The 20,581-nt window shown below is 65.6% G+C and carries 19 protein-coding genes; 11 read left to right on the top strand and 8 right to left on the bottom strand.

Annotated features, from left to right (window positions below):
* Positions 1-358: 358 nt before the first annotated feature.
* The 3 genes from hrpB to U8330_RS18905 all read left to right on the top strand — a co-directional run bounded on the left by hrpB (position 359) and on the right by U8330_RS18905 (position 4,903).
* Positions 359-2,833: an ATP-dependent helicase HrpB gene (gene hrpB, locus U8330_RS18895; RefSeq protein WP_323106785.1), complete on the top strand. Its 2,475-nt coding sequence runs from the start codon at positions 359-361 to the stop codon at positions 2,831-2,833.
* 61 nt (positions 2,834-2,894) lie between these two features.
* On the top strand, positions 2,895-4,229 hold the full coding sequence (locus U8330_RS18900) for an ActS/PrrB/RegB family redox-sensitive histidine kinase (RefSeq protein ID WP_323106786.1): 1,335 nt from the start codon (positions 2,895-2,897) through the stop codon (positions 4,227-4,229).
* A gap of 74 nt (positions 4,230-4,303) precedes the next feature.
* Positions 4,304-4,903 carry an ActR/PrrA/RegA family redox response regulator transcription factor gene (locus U8330_RS18905; protein WP_323106789.1) on the top strand — a complete coding sequence of 200 codons (600 nt, stop codon included), beginning with the start codon at positions 4,304-4,306 and terminating at the stop codon, positions 4,901-4,903.
* Between the two features lie 4 nt (positions 4,904-4,907).
* On the opposite strand, the gene U8330_RS18910 is transcribed toward U8330_RS18905, so the two are convergent.
* Entirely contained in the window at positions 4,908-5,456 is a 549-nt protein-coding gene (locus tag U8330_RS18910) for an MmcB family DNA repair protein (RefSeq protein WP_323106790.1), read from the bottom strand.
* A 205-nt stretch (positions 5,457-5,661) separates the two neighbouring features.
* Between U8330_RS18910 and U8330_RS18915 the strand changes: the two genes are divergently transcribed.
* Positions 5,662-6,333 carry a L,D-transpeptidase gene (locus U8330_RS18915; protein WP_323106791.1) on the top strand — a complete coding sequence of 224 codons (672 nt, stop codon included), beginning with the start codon at positions 5,662-5,664 and terminating at the stop codon, positions 6,331-6,333.
* 107 nt (positions 6,334-6,440) lie between these two features.
* On the opposite strand, the gene U8330_RS18920 is transcribed toward U8330_RS18915, so the two are convergent.
* The 7 genes from U8330_RS18920 to hslV form a co-directional block, all read right to left on the bottom strand.
* Positions 6,441-8,591: a malate synthase G gene (locus U8330_RS18920; protein ID WP_323106792.1), complete on the bottom strand. Its 2,151-nt coding sequence runs from the start codon at positions 8,589-8,591 to the stop codon at positions 6,441-6,443.
* A gap of 76 nt (positions 8,592-8,667) precedes the next feature.
* Positions 8,668-10,680: a hydantoinase/oxoprolinase family protein gene (locus U8330_RS18925; protein ID WP_323106793.1), complete on the bottom strand. Its 2,013-nt coding sequence runs from the start codon at positions 10,678-10,680 to the stop codon at positions 8,668-8,670.
* A gap of 70 nt (positions 10,681-10,750) precedes the next feature.
* Positions 10,751-12,148: a cytochrome P450 gene (locus U8330_RS18930; protein ID WP_323106795.1), complete on the bottom strand. Its 1,398-nt coding sequence runs from the start codon at positions 12,146-12,148 to the stop codon at positions 10,751-10,753.
* Positions 12,149-12,216: 68 nt separating this feature from the next.
* Positions 12,217-13,149: a DUF1402 family protein gene (locus U8330_RS18935; protein WP_323107365.1), complete on the bottom strand. Its 933-nt coding sequence runs from the start codon at positions 13,147-13,149 to the stop codon at positions 12,217-12,219.
* A gap of 156 nt (positions 13,150-13,305) precedes the next feature.
* Entirely contained in the window at positions 13,306-14,613 is a 1,308-nt protein-coding gene (gene hslU, locus U8330_RS18940) for an ATP-dependent protease ATPase subunit HslU (protein ID WP_323106796.1), read from the bottom strand.
* Positions 14,610-15,137: a GNAT family N-acetyltransferase gene (locus tag U8330_RS18945; RefSeq protein WP_323106797.1), complete on the bottom strand. Its 528-nt coding sequence runs from the start codon at positions 15,135-15,137 to the stop codon at positions 14,610-14,612. Before U8330_RS18945 ends, hslU begins: the two co-directional genes overlap by 4 nt.
* Positions 15,127-15,684: an ATP-dependent protease subunit HslV gene (hslV, locus tag U8330_RS18950; protein ID WP_323106798.1), complete on the bottom strand. Its 558-nt coding sequence runs from the start codon at positions 15,682-15,684 to the stop codon at positions 15,127-15,129. The genes U8330_RS18945 and hslV overlap by 11 nt, the downstream gene beginning before the upstream one ends.
* Before the next feature lie 191 nt (positions 15,685-15,875).
* Between hslV and hisB the strand changes: the two genes are divergently transcribed.
* From hisB to coaA, 7 genes are read left to right on the top strand one after another with little or no spacing between them, the layout of a single operon-like run.
* A complete protein-coding gene (gene hisB, locus U8330_RS18955; protein ID WP_323106799.1) occupies positions 15,876-16,481 on the top strand; it encodes an imidazoleglycerol-phosphate dehydratase HisB in 606 nt (201 codons plus the stop codon).
* Between the two features lie 48 nt (positions 16,482-16,529).
* Positions 16,530-17,006, top strand: coding sequence for a DUF2628 domain-containing protein (locus U8330_RS18960; protein WP_323106800.1), 477 nt, complete (start codon positions 16,530-16,532; stop codon positions 17,004-17,006).
* Position 17,007: 1 nt separating this feature from the next.
* Positions 17,008-17,658, top strand: coding sequence for an imidazole glycerol phosphate synthase subunit HisH (gene hisH, locus U8330_RS18965; RefSeq protein ID WP_323106801.1), 651 nt, complete (start codon positions 17,008-17,010; stop codon positions 17,656-17,658).
* A 1-nt stretch (position 17,659) separates the two neighbouring features.
* The gene (gene hisA, locus U8330_RS18970; protein ID WP_323106803.1) at positions 17,660-18,403 is read left to right on the top strand and encodes a 1-(5-phosphoribosyl)-5-[(5-phosphoribosylamino)methylideneamino]imidazole-4-carboxamide isomerase; all 744 of its coding nucleotides are present in this window, start codon (positions 17,660-17,662) and stop codon (positions 18,401-18,403) included.
* On the top strand, positions 18,400-19,176 hold the full coding sequence (hisF, locus tag U8330_RS18975; protein WP_323106805.1) for an imidazole glycerol phosphate synthase subunit HisF: 777 nt from the start codon (positions 18,400-18,402) through the stop codon (positions 19,174-19,176). Before hisA ends, hisF begins: the two co-directional genes overlap by 4 nt.
* 47 nt (positions 19,177-19,223) lie before the next feature.
* A complete protein-coding gene (locus U8330_RS18980; protein ID WP_323106807.1) occupies positions 19,224-19,547 on the top strand; it encodes a phosphoribosyl-ATP diphosphatase in 324 nt (107 codons plus the stop codon).
* A 38-nt stretch (positions 19,548-19,585) separates the two neighbouring features.
* Complete coding sequence (gene coaA / locus U8330_RS18985; protein ID WP_323107366.1) at positions 19,586-20,575, top strand: type I pantothenate kinase; 990 nt, start codon at positions 19,586-19,588, stop codon at positions 20,573-20,575.
* Positions 20,576-20,581: the final 6 nt, after the last annotated feature.

The raw sequence follows: 20,581 nt of genomic DNA on the forward strand, positions 1-20,581 counted from the left end.
CCCAAAACCCGCCGCCAAAAGTCAGAAACTTCAGAGCGAGTTCGTCGGTCGCCAGCAGCGCCGCCGCCCTCGTTGGTGAGCGGTTTATAGGCGAACCCCCTTTTCCAAGTCAACACACCAAAAAACAAAATCGCAAAGTTTTTTGTAAGTCGCTGATCGGAAACGGAAATTCCGTGTTTCGGCACAGAAGCAAGGCCAAAAGCGGCGGAGTTCGGGACGAAATCGGGGGTTTTCGCTGCGAAGCAGAGACGAAGCTGCGTTCCGGCCCGTAGCGACAATGTGGGAATGCCCGCATGCTGGTTCAAGGCAGGCGTTCGGGCTATGAAGCGTGAATGAGATCCTGCTTCCGTGCCGCGCCATGAGCCGTCCTTTACCTGCTCTTCCACAGCTCCCTGTCAGCGCTGTTCTGGCCGCGCTTCAGACGGCACTCGAGACGCGCGGGCTTGCCGTTCTCTCGGCCCCTCCCGGCGCAGGCAAGACGACGCTGGTTCCCCTCGATCTGCTTTCGGCACCCTGGCGTGAGGATCGGCGGATCATCCTGATCGAGCCGCGTCGGCTGGCAGCCCGCGCGGCAGCGGGACGCATGGCGGCGCTTCTCGGCGAAGCTGTCGGCGAGACGGTGGGCTATCGCATGCGTCTGGACACGAAGATTTCCGCGCGCACCCGTATCGAGGTCGTGACCGAGGGGGTCTTCACCCGGATGATCCTCGACGACCCGGAACTGTCGGGCGTGGCTGCGGTGCTGTTCGACGAGTTTCACGAGCGCTCGCTGGACGCCGATCTCGGGCTCGCCCTGGCGCTCGACGTGCGCGGCGCGTTGCGCGAGGATCTGCGTATCCTGGTGATGTCGGCAACACTTGATGGCGCGCGGATCGCAAGCCTCATGGGCGATGCGCCGGTGATCGAGAGCCAGGGGCGCGCCTTTCCGGTCGAGATCCGGCATCAGCCGCGCGACCCGGCTGAGCGAATCGAGGATGCCATGGCGCAGGCGATTCTCTCTGCCCATCGTGACGAAGAGGGCTCGATTCTCGCCTTCCTTCCCGGCCAGGCTGAAATTCTTCGCACGGCCGAGCGGCTCGAGGGCAGACTGCCGGCAACGACGGATGTCATCGCGCTCTATGGCCTTCTCACGCAAGGCGAGCAGGATCAGGCGATCCGTCCGGCAGCCCTTGGGCGGCGCAAGGTTGTGCTGGCGACAGCTCTGGCCGAGACCTCGATCACCATCGACGGGGTGCGGGTGGTGATCGACAGCGGGCTGCAGCGGCTGCCCGCCTTCGAGCCTGCGACCGGGATCACCCGGCTTGAGACTGTAAGGGTGTCCAGAGCCTCCGCCGACCAGAGGGCTGGGCGAGCCGGACGGACCGAGCCCGGCATTGCGATTCGGTTGTGGCATGCCGGACAGACGGCGGCCCTGCCAGCCTTCACGCCACCCCAGGTTTTCGCCAGCGACCTTTCCGGTTTTGTGCTCGATCTCGCCGCCTGGGGCGTGAGCGATCCTGCAGCCCTCGCTCTCCTCGACCCGCCGCCGGCCGCTGCCTGGGGCGAAGCACGGGCCTTGCTCGTTTCGCTTGGTGCGCTGGACGCGACCGGCCGGCTCACCGAAGTCGGGCGGCGCATGCGGGCGCTGGCCCTGCCGCCGCGCCTTGCCGCCATGGTGGTGGCCGCCGCCGCGGAAGGTCAGGCGCGCGAGGCAAGCCTTCTGGCCGTGCTCCTCGGTGAACAGGGCCTTGGCGGCGGCAGCGTCGATCTCGAAGAGCGGCTGCGCCGGTTCAAGAGCGAAAAGGGGCCGCGGGCCGAGGGCGCACGCGGTCTTGCCCGCCGCATGGCCGACAGTGTTGCCGGCACGAGGCCCGGTCCCTCCGATCCCCTGCATGCTGGCGCATTGCTCGTCTCCGCCTTTCCCGACCGCATTGCCCTTCAGCGCGGCGGCCGCGGCCGCTTCGTCATGGCGAACGGTCGGGGTGCGGAGCTTCCCGAAACGGAGCGCCTGGCGGGAGCCGACATGCTGGTCATCGCCGACCTGACGGGCTCGGCCGGCCGGCAGCGGATCCTCGCCGCCGCCGAGATTCGCCGGAGCGATGTCGAGGCGGTCCTGCCCGACGCGATCGCGAGCGGCACCGAGATCCGGTTCGACAAGGAGAGCCGGCAGGTGCGCGCAAGACGGGTGACGCGACTGGGTGCGATCGTGCTCGAAGACCAGCCGGTGGCCCTGCCGCGCGACGTTGCGACGGCGCAAGCCCTGGCGGATGGCCTTCGCGCGCTCGGGCTGAAGGCGCTTCCTTTCTCGAAGGACGGTCGGCAGCTGCGGGATCGGCTGGGCTTTCTGCACCGGCATCTCGGCGAACCTTGGCCGGACGTCTCCAACGCCGCATTGCTCGATCAGCTGGACCACTGGTTCGTCCCCTTTCAGAACGGAGTGCGAAGTCTGGAGGATATCGAGCCCAGTACGCTGCAGGCCGGTCTTCTGGCGCTCGTGCCCTTTACGACGTTGCAGGAGATCGGCCGTCTGGTGCCGAGCCATTTCGAGGCGCCGACCGGCAACAGGCACCCGATCCGCTATGAAGGCGAGGAGCCGGTGCTTTCGATCCGGGTTCAGGAACTGTTCGGCTTGAAGCGGCATCCGACGATCGGCGGCGGCCGGCTGCCGCTGCTGCTCGAGCTGATCTCGCCGGGGCAGAAGCCGATCCAGATGACCCGGGATCTTCCCGGCTTCTGGACCGGAAGCTGGAAGGATGTGCGGGCGGAGATGCGCGGCCGCTATCCCCGGCATCCCTGGCCGGAAGACCCGGCGGAGGCGGCCCCGACCGCCCGCGCCAAGCCGCGCGGCACATGAGAAGCTCGACAGGGCAGCAAGAGGCGCGTCGCAACAAGGCGCCGGCAGGAAGGATGTTTCGATGACGCAGCAGGAGGTGGATCTCGGCGCGGTGACAACCGGAACGCGGGAACCCGACGATCCGACCACCAGTCGCTCGCTGCGGCTGCAAACCATCGTGCGGCTTCGCTGGCTGGCGGTGGCCGGGCAGTCGATCGCCGTCGTGATCGTGGCCCTGTGGATGCGGTTTCCGATGCCGCTCATTCCCTCCTTCCTGCTGATCGCCCTGCTGGCGGCGGTCAACATCCACCTGACGCTGCGCTACCCGCCGGCCCACCGGCTGCCGCCGGCAGCCGCTTTCACGCTGCTCGGCATCGACCTTGCCCAGCTGACGGCGCTGCTGTTCATCACCGGCGGCCTAGCCAATCCCTTTGCGCCGCTGGTCAGCGTACCGGTCATCATTTCCTCCGCATCCCAGCCGAAATGGTACAGCGTGGCGCTGGCCCTGCTCGCCGTCTTGGGTGTCACCGCGCTTGCCTTCTCGCCCTTTGCGCTGCCCTGGTATGGCGGCACGGTGCTGGCCATCCCGTCGGCCCTCATGCTCGGCTTCTGGTCGGCGATCGTCTCCACCACCGCTTTTGCCGCGTTCTACACCTATCGCGTGTCGCTGGAGGCCAGCGAGCTTGCGGAGGCTCTGGCGGCGACCGAGCTTGTGCTGCAGCGCGAGCAGCATCTGTCCCAGCTCGATGGGCTGGCAGCCGCAGCGGCGCACGAGCTTGGCACCCCGCTTGCCACCATCAGCGTTGTCGCCAAGGAGATGGAGCGCGAGCTCGGCGCCGATCCGCGCTTCGGCGAGGATGTGCAGCTGCTGCGCAGCCAGGCCGAGCGCTGCCGCGACATCCTGCGGCGGCTGACGACGCTCTCTTCGAGCGACGAGGCCCATATGCGCAACCTGCCGCTCTCCTCCATGATCGAGGAGGTGATCGCCCCGCATCGCGAATTCGGGATCGAGATCCGGCTGGTGAACGAGGGCGACGGCACGCGCGAACCGGTGACCACGCGCAATCCCGGCATCCTGTATGGCCTCGGCAATCTGATCGAAAACGCCGTGGATTACGCCAAGAGCGCGGTGACCGTGACCGTGCGTTCCACCGCCGATCTGGTGGCGGTGACCATCGGCGACGATGGCGATGGCTATGCGCCCGATATTCTGGCGCGGATCGGCGAACCCTATGTGACGCGCCGGTTGAAGGAAGACAGCGCCGGCGGGCTGGGGCTCGGCCTGTTCATTGCCAAGACGTTGCTGGAACGCTCGGGAGCGATGCTGACCTTCGAAAATGGCGGCGCCGAGCGGCCGGGCGCACAGGTGCGCGTCGTATGGCCGCGGGCTGCAATCGAGGCCGGAGCCGGCAATTAGGGATCCGCAGCTTCCAACATGGCACGCTGTTGCCTATCTACGCAGCAGATGAGAGATGACGAGGATGACGGGCGATGATCGATAGATCCGACGCCATCACGGCCGGCGACAGGGCCGTGGCAACGACCGAGGGTGCGAGCGACATCGGGGATGATCCCTCCTTGCTGATCGTCGACGATGACGGACCGTTCGTGCGCCGGCTGGCGCGCGCCATGGAAGCGCGGGGGTTTGCGGTCGAGATTGCCGAATCGGTGGCGGAAGGGCGGGCACGCGCTGCGGCCAGGCCACCCAAACATGCGGTGATCGACCTCAGGCTCGGCGATGGCAACGGGCTCGACGTCATCGAGACCATCCGTGCCAGACGCGACGACACGCGCATCATCATCCTGACCGGCTACGGCAATATCGCGACGGCGGTGACGGCGGTGAAGCTCGGCGCGATCGACTACCTTGCGAAGCCGGCCGATGCCGACGATATCTTCAACGCCCTCCTGCAGCGCGGCGACGAGCGGGCCATGTTGCCGGAGAATCCGATGTCGGCGGACCGGGTGCGCTGGGAGCATATCCAGCGGGTCTATGAGCTCTGCGAGCGCAACGTGTCGGAAACGGCGCGCCAGCTCAACATGCACCGCCGGACCCTGCAGCGCATCCTCGCCAAGCGCGCCCCCAAATAGCAGCTCAGGACAGGCTGTCGTCCCGTGCGCCGGAGATGATGTCGGAGAGCGAATCGGCCCGGTCGGCTTGCGCATCGGGATGCCGGTCGGCATACCATTCGGCCAGCATCAGCCGCTGCGCGGCGGCGCGGGCGAAGTTGAGAGACACGGCCTTCCGGCTGTGGGCGGAAAGCTTGTGCTCCGGCGCATCGCGCAGCATCTCCGCACCATAGCCGTCGGAGAGGATCAGACCGCAGTCTTCGGGAAAGATATCGAGCGGAACGGCCGCATGGGTGGCGAAGAACAGCCTGTCGCAATGCATCCGGTAGTCCGGCCATTTCCGGTCCACACGAAAGTCCTCGATCGAAGTCTTGATTTCCACGATCCAGAGCTCGCCCTTGGGCGACAGCGAGACGAGATCGGCCCGACGCCCTCCCGACAGAGTCAATTCCGGCAGCACGGCATGGCGCAGCTCGTAGAGATGGCGCTGGACGCCGCGGCGCACCATCATTGCGCGGGCCGATTGCCGGCCGTCGATCAGGGGCGTGTCCTTGTGGAGCGAAATTATGGCCATCGGGGTCTCCCCGTTTGTTCCCGGCACAAGACCGGGGTCTATGAGCGATCGCTTGTTGCAAAAAAACCATGCGGGCCGTGATTTGCACGAGCATGCTCGGTGCACCGCCGCATTCCTTTTGCAAGCGCTGCCGTCTTGGAAAATAACCGGACCGGCTGATGGTCGAATCGACCTAGTCTTCTTCGCTCCCTTTTAAGAGATTCCCATGCGCTTCCGCAATGCATTCCTCCTGGGCGGCCTGGTGGCCAGCCTGGCGCTCGCCGGTTGCTCGACGACGCCGATCGGTTCTTCGGCACCGATCGGCGAAAGAGTGGCCACCAACCAGATCTTCTCCGACAGCTATGGCCCGGTCGAGGACCACGGCTATGCGCTGCCGGCCATTCCGATTCAGCGGGTCAATTCGCGCTTCCATCGTCAGATCGTCGATTATGCGACGCAGGAACCGCCGGGCACCATCGTCGTCAACACGCCGAACCGCTTCCTCTATTACGTGCTGCCGGGCGGCAAGGCCGTGCGCTACGGAATCGGCGTCGGCAAGCAGGGCTTTGCCTGGCAGGGCCGCGCCTATATTGCCTGGAAGCAGGAATGGCCGACCTGGCACCCGCCGAAGGAAATGGCCGTGCGCCGTCCGGATGTCGCGCAATATGTCGAGGACGGCATGGGTCCGGGGCTGCGCAACCCGCTCGGCGCCCGCGCCATGTATCTCTTCAACGATGAAGGCAAGGACACGCTGTTCCGCCTGCACGGCACGCCGGAATGGGCCTCGATCGGCACCGCCGCGTCGTCCGGCTGCATCCGCCTGATGAACCAGGATATCATCGACCTCTATTCGCGCGTCCGTCCGGGCAAGAGCGCCCGGGTCATCGTTCAGCAGTAAGGCGGGCGGGCGGGGGAAATCCTGTCCCTTCAGACCTCGTGGGCCGCGGCAGCAATGCCGCGGACCTATGTTGTTTGAAAGTGTCGGCTAAAGGACGAAGCGGCAGGTCAGGACGCGGCCTTCCGCTCCAGACGGCGGCGGTGGAGCACCGGTTCGGTATAGCCGTTCGGCTGTTCGCGCCCCTTGAAGACAAGATCGCAGGCCGCCTGGAAGGCGATGGAGGCGGCGAAATCCGGCGCCATCGGGCGATAGACGGGATCGCCTTCGTTTTGCCGGTCGACGACGGCGGCCATGCGCTCCAGCGTCTGGCGCACCTGATCGGGCGAGACGACACCGTGATGCAGCCAGTTGGCCATGTGCTGGGCAGAGATGCGCAGCGTGGCGCGGTCCTCCATCAGCCCGACATTGTTGATATCCGGCACCTTGGAGCAGCCGACTCCCTGGTCGATCCAGCGAACCACGTAACCCAGGATACCCTGGGCATTGTTGTCGAGTTCACGCTGGATTTCCTCCGCCGTCCAGTTCGGCCGGGTGGCGACGGGGATGGACAGGATATCCTCGAGCCGGGCGCGCGGCCGGCTCTTCAGGCTCTCCTGCACGGCGGCGACATCAACGGCGTGGTAGTGGGTGGCGTGCAGCGTCGCGGCGGTTGGCGAGGGAACCCAGGCGGTGTTCGCGCCGGCCTTCGGATGAGCGATCTTCTGCTCCAGCATGGCTGCCATCAGATCGGGCATGGCCCACATGCCCTTGCCGATCTGCGCATGGCCGGCTAGCCCGCAGGAAAGCCCGATGTCGACATTCCAGTTTTCATACGCCGCGATCCAGGCCGCCTGCTTCATGTCGCCCTTGCGGATCATCGGTCCGGCTTCCATGGCGGTGTGGATCTCGTCGCCCGTGCGGTCGAGGAAGCCGGTGTTGATGAACACGACGCGCTCCCGTGCCGCTCGAATCGCTTCCTTGAGGTTCACCGTCGTGCGGCGCTCCTCGTCCATGATGCCCATCTTGATCGTGTTCGCAGCCATGCCGAGCGCGGCTTCGACGCGGGAGAAGACTTCGCAGGCGAAGGCTACCTCGTCCGGCCCATGCATCTTCGGCTTGACGATATAGAGCGAGCCGGCGACGGAATTCTGCCGCCGGCCGCCGATGCCGATATCATGCAGCGCGATCAGGCTGGTGATCATGGCGTCCATGATGCCTTCGGGAACCTCGCGGCCATCCTGGTCGAGCACGGCCGGATTGGTCATCAGGTGGCCGACATTGCGCACCAGCATCAGGGCCCGGCCCTTGAGCTGCCCGGCGCTGCCATCCGGACGGGTGAAGGCGAGATCGGGATTGAGCCGGCGGGTAAAGCGCGTGCCGCCTTTCTCGACCTCCTCGGTCAGATCCCCCTTCATCAGCCCCAGCCAGTTGCGATAGACCAGCGTCTTGTCTGCGGCATCGACGGCCGCAATCGAATCCTCGCAGTCCATGATCGCGGTCAGCGCCGATTCGAGCACGATATCCGAAATACCGGCGGCATCGGCCTTGCCGATCTCTGTCGTCGCGTCCAGCACCAGCTGGACATGCAACCCATTGCGACGGAAGAGCAGTGACGTGGGCTTGGCCGCCTCGCCGGTGAAGCCGACGAACTGGTCGGGATCGGCCAGCTTGCCGCCATGGATCGCCAGGTCGCCATCGGCCAGCGCAAAACCGGTTACCGCGCTCCAGTCTCCCTCGGCGAGCGGCACGCTTTGATCGAGGAAATGGCGGGCCCAGGCGATGACCTTGCTGCCACGCTGCGGATTGTAACCCCTGCCCTTCTCGGCGCCGTCCGCTTCGGGAATGGCGTCCGTGCCGTAGAGAGCGTCATAGAGCGAGCCCCAGCGCGCATTGGCGGCGTTCAGCGCGTAGCGGGCGTTCATGACCGGCACGACCAGCTGCGGCCCGGCGATACTGGCGATCTCGGGATCGACGCCGGTCGTCGACACGGTGAAGTCCGGCCCTTCGGGCAAGAGATAGCCGATCTGCTTCAGAAAACCGGTGTAGGCACCAAGATCCTGGGGCGCACCGTTCGTCCGGTACCATGTGTCGATCTCCGCCTGCATCCGGTCCCGCGTTTCCAGCAGGGTCCGGTTCTTCGGTGCCAGATCGTGGATCAACCGGGCGAATTCGGAGAAGAAGCGATCGGGCTCGACGCCCGTCCCGGGAAGCGCTTCGGAGAGGATGAACCTGTGCAAGGCTTCATCGATCATCAGTCCGTTCACAGACACACGGCTCATCGCAGGCTCCTCTTCTCTCGACGTGGAGAGAGCAATGCGTGGGCCGGGCTGGGCTGTCAATCAGCCGAAGGTTCGATTAGGCGGGATCGGCGATGCGCGGACGCCCGGTGGCCACGGCCGTAATGACCGCTTCGACCAGCCGACGGCGTCCCTCGATTTCGGGCGCACGGATCGTTTCGTCCAGCGAGACGACAGGGTCGACCGCGCCGCTGGCGAGAGCCTCGGCCTTGGCCGCCGCCCGCGCCTGCTGCCGGGCCCGCTCCAGCGCCTCCGCTTCGCTTCCCAGCCGCGTCTGCTCTCCGCCACCCATGAGAAGGAACACCCCGTCTTCCGGCATGGTCACGGTCACGCTCACGCTCTTTCGCACCTGGCCGACGACGGCGCCGATCGCATTGGCGACCCCGGCATCGGCGGGGATTGCCGCGTCGGCGTCTAGCAAGGCGGCAATCGCCGGATAGTATACCGGCGCCGACGCGCCGAGTGCCACCAGCGGCCGATCGAGCGACAGCGCGAAGCGCACGATTCCGGGGCGCCGGGTCAGGGCACGATCCACCGCCTTGGAGGTGGCGGGGTCGATGCCGGCTCCATCTTCGCCCAAGCAGGCGGAGAGGATGACTTCGGCCGATTGCCGTGTCATCTGGTCGACGATCATCAGGCTCATCGCCTCGGCATCGGCGGCGATCGGTCGTCCGGCGCCATCGCGCCGCGCGGCGGCTAGGGCTGCCCCGAACCGCGCAGCCTCCGCGTCCCACTGGCTCTGGCGCCCAAGCACATGCAGCGCATCCGAAGGCGTGAGGCCACCGATCTGCACGAGGCCGCGCGCCACCAGCCGGTCGAGCGTGGCAGCCTGGGCATGGACGCCAAGCAGCGCATCAAGCGGCTGCGGCACCGGGGTGAGGCGAGAAAGCAGCGCCAGCTCCTGCCCGGTCAGCCCGGAGGCATCGCCGCTTTCAGGCAGGGGATGGCCGCTCAACCGAGCGAACCGTCCATCCAGCCGTCCCGTGCGGCCGGCGCGCCGCTGACGCTCCAGCACCGGCAGCACCGCGTCGGGATGCTCCGTCGCCATAAGGCTCAAAGGCAGCAGGCGGCGGGGGCCGAGGTGCAGGCGCGCAACAAGGCCGCGCTCGTCGATCTCGACTTCCGAATCGCCACCCAGTCCGAAGGTGCGCATGGCCACCGCCTCGACCATGGTGCGGAAGCCGCCGACGACCGCACCTTCCTCGTCGAGCCGGGGCCGCCCGCCTTCCAGCACCGCCACGTCGGTGGTGGTTCCGCCAATGTCCGACACGACGGCCTGGGAGAGGCCGGTGAGGAACCGCGCACCGACGAGGCTTGCAGCCGGCCCGGACAGAATGGTCTCGATCGGCCGGCGCTTGGCCTCCGCGGCCGAGATCAGCGCGCCATCCCCGCGCACCACCATCAAGGGCGCGGCAATGCCCCGTTGCAAGAGAAACCCTTCGCAGGCGCCGATCAGCCGGCCGATCAGCGAAACGAGCCGGGCATTGAGCAGGGTCGTCAGCGCGCGGCGCGGCCCGCCGAGCTTGGAGGCCAGTTCATGGCTGCAGGTGACGGGCAGCCCGGTGCGTTCGATCAGATGATCCCGCACCCGCTGTTCATGCGCGGGATTGCGCGTGGCGAAATAGCCGGCGACTGCAAAGGCGGAGCAGCCCGCCTGCAAGAAGGCTTGGTCGAGAGGCTCGAGGTCGAGCGGGGTTTCCGTGCCATGGACATCGTGCCCGCCCTTGAGGAACACCACCGGATCCCGCCCCAGCGCTTCGGCGAGGCCATCGCGGGCAAGATCCTCCGGCGCGAAGCCGACCATGACGAGCCCGACGCGCCCGCCCTGCCCTTCGACGAGGGCATTGGTGGCAAGGGTGGTCGACAGGGACACGAGCGCCACCTGCGCCGGCAGGACGGCAGCCTCGCGCAGCACCGCCTCGACCGCCCCGGCGATGCCGATGGCGAGGTCGTGGCGGGTGGTGAGCGCCTTGGCCCGTGCGATGATCCTGGGCGTCTCGCCCTCGCGCAGGAGCACGGCATCGGTATAGGTGCCGCCGGTATCGATGCCGAGAAGAAGTCTGTCAGTCACGGGCCATGTCCGGGCTTGCGCCGGCGGGCCGGCAGGTGAGAGCCGACATAGGGCAAAAGCCGGCGCTTCGCTATTCCCGCCGCGTCACCTGCATGGGCAAGCCACCCTTCGGCTGGGTGGTCAGGCGCTGGACCGGCCAGGGATTGGTGTGCGCCGTCACATCGAAGCGGTAGCGACGCATCAGCACCGCGAGCGCAATCACCGCCTCCTGCAGGGCGAAGGTGGCGCCGATGCAGACGCGCGGGCCGGCGCCGAAGGGAAGATATTGGAAACGGGCAATCGCGTCGCGCGCCCCCGGCAGGAAGCGCTCGGGCATGAAGGCCTTGGGCTTCTCCCAGTAGAGCTCATGCCGGTGCAGCGTCCACGGCATGACGAGGACGGTGTTGCCCTTGGGGATGACCACCCGTTCACCTTCGGGCGATGTCCATTCATCGTCGCCGATCGCTTCGCGGTTGATCGAGGGAGCCGGGGGATAAAGCCGCATGGATTCCTCGAAGGCGGCGCGGACATGCGGCATGCGCTCGGCCCACTCCACCGGCTCGACGCCGCTTGCCAGCACCGCATCGATCTCCGCCTCCATGAGCAGGCGGAACTGCGGCGCATGGGCGACGAGATAGAAGGTCCACGCCAGCGCCCGCGCCGTGGTTTCATGACCCGCACCAATGAAGGTGAGGATATTGTCGGCGATCTCCTCGGTCAGCAGTCCGTCGGGCCCCTCGCGCTCGAGGAGGAGGGTCAGGAAATCTTGCGGGACGGCGCCGGGATCGGCCTTCATGCGGGCCCGACGTCGATCCATGGTCTCCGTGACGATGGCGGCGAAGCGGCGCATCATCCGCCCGCTGCCGAACCGGGTGAGGCGCGGTATCCAGCGGGGTGCCAGCATCAGATCCATGGGGTCCACCCGCCCCATGCGCTGCAGCAATTCCTCGACGCTGCGGGTAAAGCTCTCCGTCTCGGCCGCAATCTCGCCGGAAAACAGCGTCTCGGCCAGGATGTCGTAGGTGAGTTCGGTCATGTCGGCAGCGAGATTGACGGTGCCGCCGGCGAGGCTGACCGAGGCGTAGCGTTCCGCATGAACCTCGGCGCGCTCCAGCATCTGGGCCGCGAACCCTTTTGCATGCCGGGGCGTGAAGACCGGCGCCATGGCCTTGCGCGAGCGCTTCCACACCTCCCCCTCCGCCGTCAGAAGGCCATCGCGCAGGATCGGCCGCAGAACGAGCTGGCGCACCTGCGACATGGCATAATTGCTTACATTTTCGACCAGCACATGCCGGATCAGGCCCGGATGATTGACGATCAAGGTGCGCTGTCCGAGAAATCGCGTCTCGATCCACGGCAAGCGAAAGCTGTCCTCCCGCCAAAGCTCCAGCGGGTTTCGCAGCGCGATCCGGGTGATCTGCAGCTTGGAGGGCTGGTCGCGATGCGGGATCGGAGCCGGCGGCTCAAACGGGACAGGCTTCATATCCATAGGAGTCTCCCTGCCCGAAGCTGCAGGACGGTTTCGTGCAGCAGGTACCGAAACTGCCTGCCGCCGCTTCAGAGCAGTGCTTGGAGTTCGGCGAGCCGGTCGTTCACCAGCCAGCCATAATAATTCTCTTCCGGCCACTGCACGGCGCCGCCACGGTTGCGCGCGGCCAACGCCGCGGCCCGCTGGTCGGGATTGCCGATATTATAGAGTGTCGCGGTAATGCCGGGATTGTTGGAAATATCCATGTCCGCGATCTGGCGATAGGCATCGATCGACCTGCGGATCGCTGCCGCCATATAGGCAAGCGATTGATCGGGATCCATGATCGCCTGATAGACGCCCTGCGCGTCGTTCTCGTCGAGCTTTTCCAGCCCGGAAATGCGCGAGACCGTGTCGGTCAGCATCAGTGCCGTGAGAGGATTGATCTGCCCGAGGCCGAAGGTCTGGCCGGCATAGAAGGGCTGGAAGAACACGGCGGAGAAACGGTTGTTCGGATAGCTGACGCCACCCACGGTCTGGCCACGGAAATCGCGCTCCCAGACAGTTTCGCGGCACGTCCACAGCGCATAGGAGCCCTTCTTGCCGGCGCATTCGGCAAACTGCGGCCGGGCGACGAAGTCATCGACCCGCTCCCCCTTGTAATCGAAGCGGAAGCTGTCGCCGAGATAGCCGGCCGCCTTGACGTAGTAGGACTGCAGCCGGTCATAGGCATCGACATTATAGGTGTGCTCACCGACGATGGCGCCGATCATGTGGATGGGCGCGATGCCATAGGCACGCGCCGTCGCCTTGATCTTGCTCATCAGCTTGGCATCGCGCGCAAGCAGTCCCACCACCTTCTCATACTTCGCATCGAAGGTGGTCTTGCCGGCCTTGGTGCGGCGGGCGGACGCGCCCGGCACCTGCGGCTGCTCGGCATTGCGATTGCCCTCCGGCACCACGCGAACTTCGGCGCGGGCGGGAGAAACGGCGAGCAGCGCCGTGACGAGGAGGGCAGACAAGGCGAGGCGCAAGGGTATCAACTCCGGATCGCTAAAATGCACAAGAGGTGGTGCGGGCTCATGCTTGACAATGATGTCGGAATCAAGCCGCGAGCACCGCCTGCCCCGCTCTACAGGACATCGCGCCCGGTTGAAAACGCCGGGCGCGATCACCTTTCAGAGAATGTAGCGCGACAGGTCGGTGTTCTTGGCGAGATCGCCGACATGCTTGCGAACGTAATCGGCATCGATCGTCAGTTCTTCGCCCGACTTGTCCGGCGCGGCAAAGGAGATTTCGTCGAGCACACGCTCCATCACCGTCTGCAGCCGCCGGGCGCCGATATTCTCGACGCTGGCATTGAGCTGCACGGCGACATCCGCCAGCGCATCCAGCGCATCGTCGGAGAAGGTCAGCGTCACGCCTTCTGTGTCGAGCAAAGCCCGATACTGGCGGATCAGGCTCGCCTCGGTTTCCGTCAGGATGCGGCGGAAGTCCTCCTTGGTCAGCGCCTTCAGCTCCACCCGGATCGGCAGTCGGCCCTGCAATTCGGGCAGCAGATCGGATGGCTTTGACACGTGGAAGGCGCCGGAGGCGATGAAGAGGATGTGGTCGGTCTTCACAGGCCCATATTTCGTCGCCACCGTCGTGCCTTCGACGAGCGGCAGCAGGTCGCGCTGCACGCCCTCGCGGGAGACACCGGCTCCCATGCCGCCATCGCGTGCGGCGATCTTGTCGATTTCGTCCAGGAAGACGATGCCGTCATTTTCGGCCGAACGCACGGCCTCGCGCTGGATCGCCTCCATGTCGAGCAGCTTGTCGGATTCGTCATTGACGAGAATGTCATAGGAATCCTTGACCGTGGTGCGCACCTTCTTGGTTCGCCCGCCCATGGCCTTGCCGAACATTTCGCTCAGGTTCAGCACGCCGATATTGGCGCCCGGCATGCCGGGAATCTCGAAGCCGCCGCCCGGGGTGCCGGTATCGGCAACCTCGATGTCGATCTCCTTGTCGTCGAGTTCGTTGGCGCGCAGTTTTTTTCGAAAACTGTCGCGCGTCGCAGGCGAGGCGGTGGCGCCGACCAGGGCGTCGAGCACGCGCTCCTCGGCATTTTGATGCGCCTTGGCCTTCACTTCCGCGCGCTTCTTTTCGCGCACCAGGCCGATGCCGACCTCGACCAGGTCGCGCACGATCTGCTCGACATCGCGGCCGACATAGCCGACTTCGGTGAACTTCGTCGCCTCGACCTTGATGAAAGGCGCGCCGGCAAGCTTGGCCAGGCGGCGGGAAATCTCGGTCTTGCCGACACCGGTCGGCCCGATCATCAGGATGTTCTTCGGCATCACCTCGTCGCGCAGCTCGTCGGAAAGCTGCTGGCGCCGCCAGCGGTTGCGCAGCGCGATCGCCACGGCGCGCTTGGCGTCATGCTGGCCGATGATGAAGCGGTCGAGTTCGGAAACGATCTCTCTTGGGGAAAAGGTGGTCATTCTTCATCCAATCTCTGGGTCTCGTCGTCCAGCGCCATGAAATGGGCCGGACCGTAAATCGTGGTGCGCCGGTCAAGCAAACGGAAACCGGCTTTCTCGTAAGCGCGGATTGCCCGGCTGTTGTCGGGATGCGGGTCGATGACGATCCGCGTCGTCCCTTCGGCGAAGAGCTTGGCAGCAAGCGCCCGCGCGATGGCCGAGCCATGCCCCTGCCCGAGACGGTCGGCCGGGCCGATCGACAGGTCGATGCCGAGCGTTCCCTTGGGCTGGTCCTGATAAGGATGGCCCGCTTGGAGATGCGGATCGTAGCTCTGGGCGTAGGCGATCGGCTCGCCATCCAGCTCGACGATCATCGGGCGTGTCTCGACGCTGTCGATCGCCGCCGCGATGCCGTCGATCTCGTCGTCCACCGGACCCCACCAGGCCTGGATATGCGGCTGGGCAAGCCAAAGTGCCAGACGCGGCAGATCGGCCCGCGTGACCGGTCGGAAGCGATAGGCCCGACAGGTCGGGTCAGGCGGCATCCAGGGTCTCGACCACGATATTGCCGTTGGTATAGACGCAGATGTCGCCGGCGATCTCCATGGCGCGGCGCGCCACTTCCTCGGCCGTCTTGTCACTGTCCATCAGCGCCCGGGCTGCGGCATAGGCATAATTGCCGCCCGAGCCGATGGCGATCGTGCCATGTTCGGGCTCCAGCACATCGCCATTGCCGGTGATGGCGAGCGTGATCGTCTTGTCGGCCACCAGCATCATTGCTTCGAGATTGCGCAGATATTTGTTGGTGCGCCAATCCTTGGCCAGCTCGACGGCGGCCCGCATCAGCTGGTCGGGATATTGCTCGAGCTTTGCTTCCAGCCGCTCCAACAGCGTGAAGGCATCGGCGGTGGCGCCGGCAAAACCGGCGATGACATCGCCCTTGCCAAGCCGGCGCACCTTGCGCGCATTGCCCTTCATCACCGTCTGTCCAAGGCTCACCTGGCCGTCGCCGGCCATGACCACCTGACCGCCCTTGCGCACGGTGATGATGGTGGTCGCATGCATGGTACCATAGGGATTGTGTTCGCTCATCGGGGATCCTTGAAGGCCCGCCGCCTTTCGTGCCAATTCGGCATCTGGCGCGGGCGATGAATGTCCGTGTCCCGGCCAATGTAAGAACGGCAAAGCGGAATGCAAAGGGGTGGGCTCCCTGGGGGAAAATCCGCTCGATATTTGCGAAACGGCCTGATATCAGGGCCCGAACAGAACGTCCGGAGACCCTGATGGCAGAGGCAGCCCGCCGCACCGGCCAGATCAGCCGCAAGACCAACGAGACATCCGTCGCCGTCACCGTCGATCTCGACGGCAGCGGCGCCTCGACGATTTCGACCGGTGTCGGCTTCTTCGACCATATGCTCGACCAGCTGTCGCGCCATTCGCTGATCGACATGGAGATCAACGCCGAGGGCGATCGCCATGTGGACGATCACCACACGGTGGAAGATACGGGCATCGCCATCGGCCAGGCGATCGCCAAGGCGCTGGGCGACCGGCGGGGCATCACGCGTTATGCCTCGATCGATCTCGCCATGGACGAGACGATGACGCGCGCTGCGGTGGATGTCTCCGGCCGGCCCTTTCTTGTCTGGAACGTGGCCTTCAGCGCGCCGAAGATCGGCAGCTTCGACACCGAGCTGGTGCGCGAATTCTTCCAGGCGCTGGCCCAGAACGCCGGGATCACGCTGCATATCCAGAACATTTACGGCGCCAACAACCATCACATCGCCGAAACCTGCTTCAAGGCCGTGGCACGCGTGCTGCGCCAGGCAACCGAAATCGACCCGCGCCAGGCCGGGCGCGTTCCCTCCACCAAGGGCACGCTGGCCTGAACCGGGCAGCGCAGCCGCGACTAGGCTGAACCAGGAAGGGGTGCGCTGATGGCCACCTATCTCGTGCTTCTCCAGAAGGGTGCCCCGCGCAACAGTGACAGGGCGGTCTTCATTGCCGACCAGTTCGCCTGGGTCGCCTTTCTCTTCCCGGCCTTCTGGCTGCTCGCAAAGCGACTGTGGCTGCCGGGCATCGCGGTCTTCCTCTGCCAGGGGCTGATCACCATCGGCAGCGGCATGCCGGGTGCGGCCCTGGCCGGCCTGCTGGCGGAGCTGGCGCTGCGGTTGCTGGTCGCACTGGAAGGTCCCGCCTTCCACGCCCGCCGCTTGGAAGCGCGCGGACACACTCTGGAAGCGATCATTCCGGCGCCCGATCTGGCCACGGCCGAAGAGATCTATGGCGCCGCCGTCGACCAGCCGGTGCAAAACGTCTCTGAGCCGCTCATGAAGCTTTCGCCCGATGCGGCCTCGTCCCGCCGGGCCTCGGGGCCGTCGCTGGGCCTCTTCGACAGTTATGGGAGCCGATGACATGCGTGTCGCGATCATCGATTATGGGTCCGGCAATCTGCGCTCGGCCACGAAAGCGTTTGAACGGGCCGCGCGCGAAGCCGGTCTCGATGCCGAGATCGACCTGACCGACCGGGCGGATCGCGTGGCCAGCGCCGACCGCATCGTGCTGCCGGGCGTCGGCGCCTATGCCGATTGCCGCGCCGGGCTCGATGCGGTTTCCGGCATGAATGAGGCGTTGGTCGAGAGCGTGGAGCGCAAGGGCCGCCCCTTCCTTGGCATCTGTGTCGGCATGCAGTTGATGGCGAGCGAAGGCCGGGAGAAGCGGGTGACGCGCGGTCTCGGCTGGATCCCGGGCGCTGTCGTGCATATGACGCCGGACGATCCGGGCCTGAAAGTGCCGCAGATCGGCTGGAACACGTTGACGCTGCATCGCCCGCACGCGCTCTTTGCCGGTATCCCGACCGGCCCGGACGGGCTGCACGCCTATTTCGTCCATTCCTACCATCTGGCTACAGAGAACTCAGGCGATCTGGTCGCGACCACCGATTACGGCGGCGCCGTCGCCGCCTTCGTTGCCCATGGCAACAAGGCTGGTGCCCAGTTCCACCCCGAGAAAAGCCAGACCCTCGGCCTCGCCCTCATCACCAATTTCCTCCGCTGGACGCCGTGACATGATCCTTTTTCCTGCCATCGACCTGAAGGACGGGCAGTGCGTGCGGTTGAAGCTCGGCGATATGGCAGCCGCGACCGTCTATAATCCCGATCCCGCCGATCAGGCTCGCGCCTTCGAGGATCAGGGATTCTCCTGGCTGCATGTCGTGGACCTGAATGGCGCCTTTGCCGGCGAAAGCGTCAATGGCGCGGCCGTGGAAGCGATCCTGGCGGCGACACGCAATCCGGTGCAGCTCGGCGGCGGCATCCGCTCGCTCGACCATATCGAGTCCTGGCTCGCCAAGGGGCTCGCCCGCGTGATCCTCGGCACGGTTGCGGTGCGCGATCCGGCGCTGGTCATCGAGGCCTGCCGCCTTTTTCCCGGCAAGGTGGCTGTCGGTATCGACGCCAAGGGCGGCAAGGTCGCCGTCGAAGGCTGGGCGGAAGCCTCCGAGCTTGGCGTGATCGAGCTTGCCCAGCGGTTCGAGGGAGCCGGCGTGGCCGCCATTATCTACACCGATATCGACAGGGACGGCATTCTGGCCGGGATCAACTGGGACTCGACGCTGGCGCTGGCAAACGCCGTGTCGATCCCGGTCATCGCCTCGGGCGGCCTCGCCTCCATGGAGGATATTCGCCGCCTCGCCGATCCGGCCATGGCCCGGCTTGAAGGCGCGATTTCGGGTCGGGCGCTTTATGATGGACGGATCGACCCGCGCGAAGCGCTCGCCCTCCTGAACGCTGCGAAAGGAGCGGCCGCATGAGCCTGAAGGCACGCGTCATTCCCTGCCTGGACGTCAAGGACGGACGGGTGGTCAAGGGTGTCAGCTTCGTCGACCTGATCGACGCCGGCGACCCCGTCGAATCCGCCAAGGCCTACGATGCCGCCGGCGCCGACGAGCTCTGCTTTCTCGACATCACCGCCTCCTCCGACGAGCGTGATACGATTGTCGAGGTGGTGGCGCGCACGGCCGATCATTGTTTCATGCCGCTGACCGTCGGCGGCGGCGTGCGGGCTATCGCAGACATCCGCCGGCTGCTGCTGGCCGGCGCCGACAAGGTGTCGATCAACTCGGCCGCCGTACGGGATCCCGAATTCGTGGCGCGGGCGGCCGACAAATTCGGCAACCAGTGCATCGTCGTCTCGATCGACGCCAAACAGGTCTCATCGGCCGGCGAAACGCCACGCTGGGAACTCTTTACCCATGGCGGGAGGACTGCCACAGGCATCGACGCCCTGAGCTTTGCCGAACAGATGGTGGAGCGCGGAGCGGGCGAACTGCTGGTGACCTCGATGGACCGGGACGGCCGCAAGAGCGGTTACGACCTTGCGCTCACCCGGGCGATTGCCGATCGGGTCCCGGTGCCGGTCATCGCCTCTGGCGGCGTCGGCACGCTGGATCACCTGGTGGAAGGCATTCGCGACGGCCATGCGACAGCCGTTCTCGCAGCCTCGATCTTCCATTTCGGGACGCACAGCATTGGCGAGGCCAAGCGCTACATGGCCGACAACGGCATCGCCATGCGGCTGGACTGAGCGCCATCCCTTCTGGCCAAGGCCTGGCGGACATGAGGACGCAGAGCATGACAGACTTTACCCTGACCGATCTCGAAACCATCGTGGCACGCCGCGCCGGGGTCTCGCCGGAGGAATCCTGGACCGCCAAGCTGGTCGCCAAGGGTCAATCCCGGGCGGCCAAGAAGCTGGGAGAGGAAGCGGTGGAAACGGTCATTGCCGCCATCGAGGGTGACCGGAGTGCGCTGATTTCGGAAAGCGCGGACCTGCTCTATCATCTGATGGTCGTATTGAAAATCGCCGGCATTCCGTTAGAGGATGTCATGCGGGAACTGGAAGGCCGCACGGCCCAATCGGGCCTGAGCGAAAAGGCGAACCGGCAGGGTTCATGACGATTGCGGCCAAGGATATTCCCGGCTTGACGGGCATGATGGGTGAAAGAACCGGGCTGCCACATGGCCTGGAGACCGGCGCCGACGGGCGCGCCCCGGCGCCCTACCACTTCTTCTCGGCCGAGCAATGGTCGCACTTCCGCGCCGATACGCCGCTGACGCTGACCGCCGACGAGGTGCATCGCCTCCGCTCGCTCAATGATCCCATTGATCTCGACGAGGTGCGCCGGATCTACCTGTCGCTGTCCCGGCTGCTTTCGGCCCATGTGGAATCCTCGCAGCTTCTGTTCGAGCAGCGCAAGCGGTTTCTCAGCATGTCGGGCGAGACCAAAACCCCCTTCGTCATCGGCATCGCCGGCTCGGTGGCGGTCGGCAAATCGACGACCGCACGTATTCTGGCCGAGCTTCTCTCGCGTTGGCCCTCGAGCCCCAAGGTCGATCTCGTCACAACCGACGGCTTCCTCTTTCCCAACGCGATTCTGCAGCGCGAGCAGATGATGGACCGCAAGGGCTTTCCCGAAAGCTACGACACCGGCGCCCTGCTACGTTTCCTCTCGGCCATCAAGGCCGGGCATCCGAATGTCCAGGCGCCGACCTATTCGCATCTCGTCTATGACGTGGTGCCTGATCAGTTCCAGACCGTCGATCGGCCGGATATCCTGATCTTCGAAGGCATCAATGTCCTGCAATCGCGCCATCTCCCGGCCGATGGCAAGATCGTGCCGATGGTGTCGGACTTCTTCGACTTTTCGATCTATATCGACGCCGACGAAGCGCTGATCCATTCCTGGTATGTCAACCGCTTCATGCGGCTGCGCCAGACCGCCTTCAAGGATCCGGACTCCTACTTCAAGCGCTATGCGCAGGCGGGTGAGGCGGAAGCGCTGGCGATCGCCGAAGGGCTATGGTCGACCATCAATCTGAAGAACCTGCGGCAGAACATCCTGCCGACCCGCCCGCGCGCCGATCTGATCCTGCGCAAGGGTCGCAACCACCTGATCGAAACGGTGGCGCTGCGCAAGCTGTGAGCCGGA

The sequence above is a fragment of the Rhizobium sp. CC-YZS058 genome (assembly GCF_034720595.1).
Lineage (GTDB): Bacteria > Pseudomonadota > Alphaproteobacteria > Rhizobiales > Rhizobiaceae > Ferranicluibacter.

Excerpts from the sequence above, each read along its gene's own strand:
- U8330_RS18945 (WP_323106797.1), bottom strand. The coding sequence starts at position 15,137 with ATGCCGCCTGACCCGACCTGTCGGGCCTATCGCTTCCGACCGGTCACG.
- hisA (WP_323106803.1), top strand. The coding sequence starts at position 17,660 with ATGATCCTTTTTCCTGCCATCGACCTGAAGGACGGGCAGTGCGTGCGG.
- hisH (WP_323106801.1), top strand. The coding sequence starts at position 17,008 with ATGCGTGTCGCGATCATCGATTATGGGTCCGGCAATCTGCGCTCGGCC.
- U8330_RS18900 (WP_323106786.1), top strand. The coding sequence starts at position 2,895 with ATGACGCAGCAGGAGGTGGATCTCGGCGCGGTGACAACCGGAACGCGG.
- U8330_RS18960 (WP_323106800.1), top strand. The coding sequence starts at position 16,530 with ATGGCCACCTATCTCGTGCTTCTCCAGAAGGGTGCCCCGCGCAACAGT.
- hisF (WP_323106805.1), top strand. The coding sequence starts at position 18,400 with ATGAGCCTGAAGGCACGCGTCATTCCCTGCCTGGACGTCAAGGACGGA.
- U8330_RS18915 (WP_323106791.1), top strand. The coding sequence starts at position 5,662 with ATGCGCTTCCGCAATGCATTCCTCCTGGGCGGCCTGGTGGCCAGCCTG.
- coaA (WP_323107366.1), top strand. The coding sequence starts at position 19,586 with ATGGGTGAAAGAACCGGGCTGCCACATGGCCTGGAGACCGGCGCCGAC.
- U8330_RS18905 (WP_323106789.1), top strand. The coding sequence starts at position 4,304 with ATGATCGATAGATCCGACGCCATCACGGCCGGCGACAGGGCCGTGGCA.
- hslV (WP_323106798.1), bottom strand. The coding sequence starts at position 15,684 with ATGAGCGAACACAATCCCTATGGTACCATGCATGCGACCACCATCATC.
- U8330_RS18930 (WP_323106795.1), bottom strand. The coding sequence starts at position 12,148 with ATGGATATGAAGCCTGTCCCGTTTGAGCCGCCGGCTCCGATCCCGCAT.
- hrpB (WP_323106785.1), top strand. The coding sequence starts at position 359 with ATGAGCCGTCCTTTACCTGCTCTTCCACAGCTCCCTGTCAGCGCTGTT.
- hslU (WP_323106796.1), bottom strand. The coding sequence starts at position 14,613 with ATGACCACCTTTTCCCCAAGAGAGATCGTTTCCGAACTCGACCGCTTC.
- U8330_RS18910 (WP_323106790.1), bottom strand. The coding sequence starts at position 5,456 with ATGGCCATAATTTCGCTCCACAAGGACACGCCCCTGATCGACGGCCGG.
- U8330_RS18980 (WP_323106807.1), top strand. The coding sequence starts at position 19,224 with ATGACAGACTTTACCCTGACCGATCTCGAAACCATCGTGGCACGCCGC.
- U8330_RS18920 (WP_323106792.1), bottom strand. The coding sequence starts at position 8,591 with ATGAGCCGTGTGTCTGTGAACGGACTGATGATCGATGAAGCCTTGCAC.
- hisB (WP_323106799.1), top strand. The coding sequence starts at position 15,876 with ATGGCAGAGGCAGCCCGCCGCACCGGCCAGATCAGCCGCAAGACCAAC.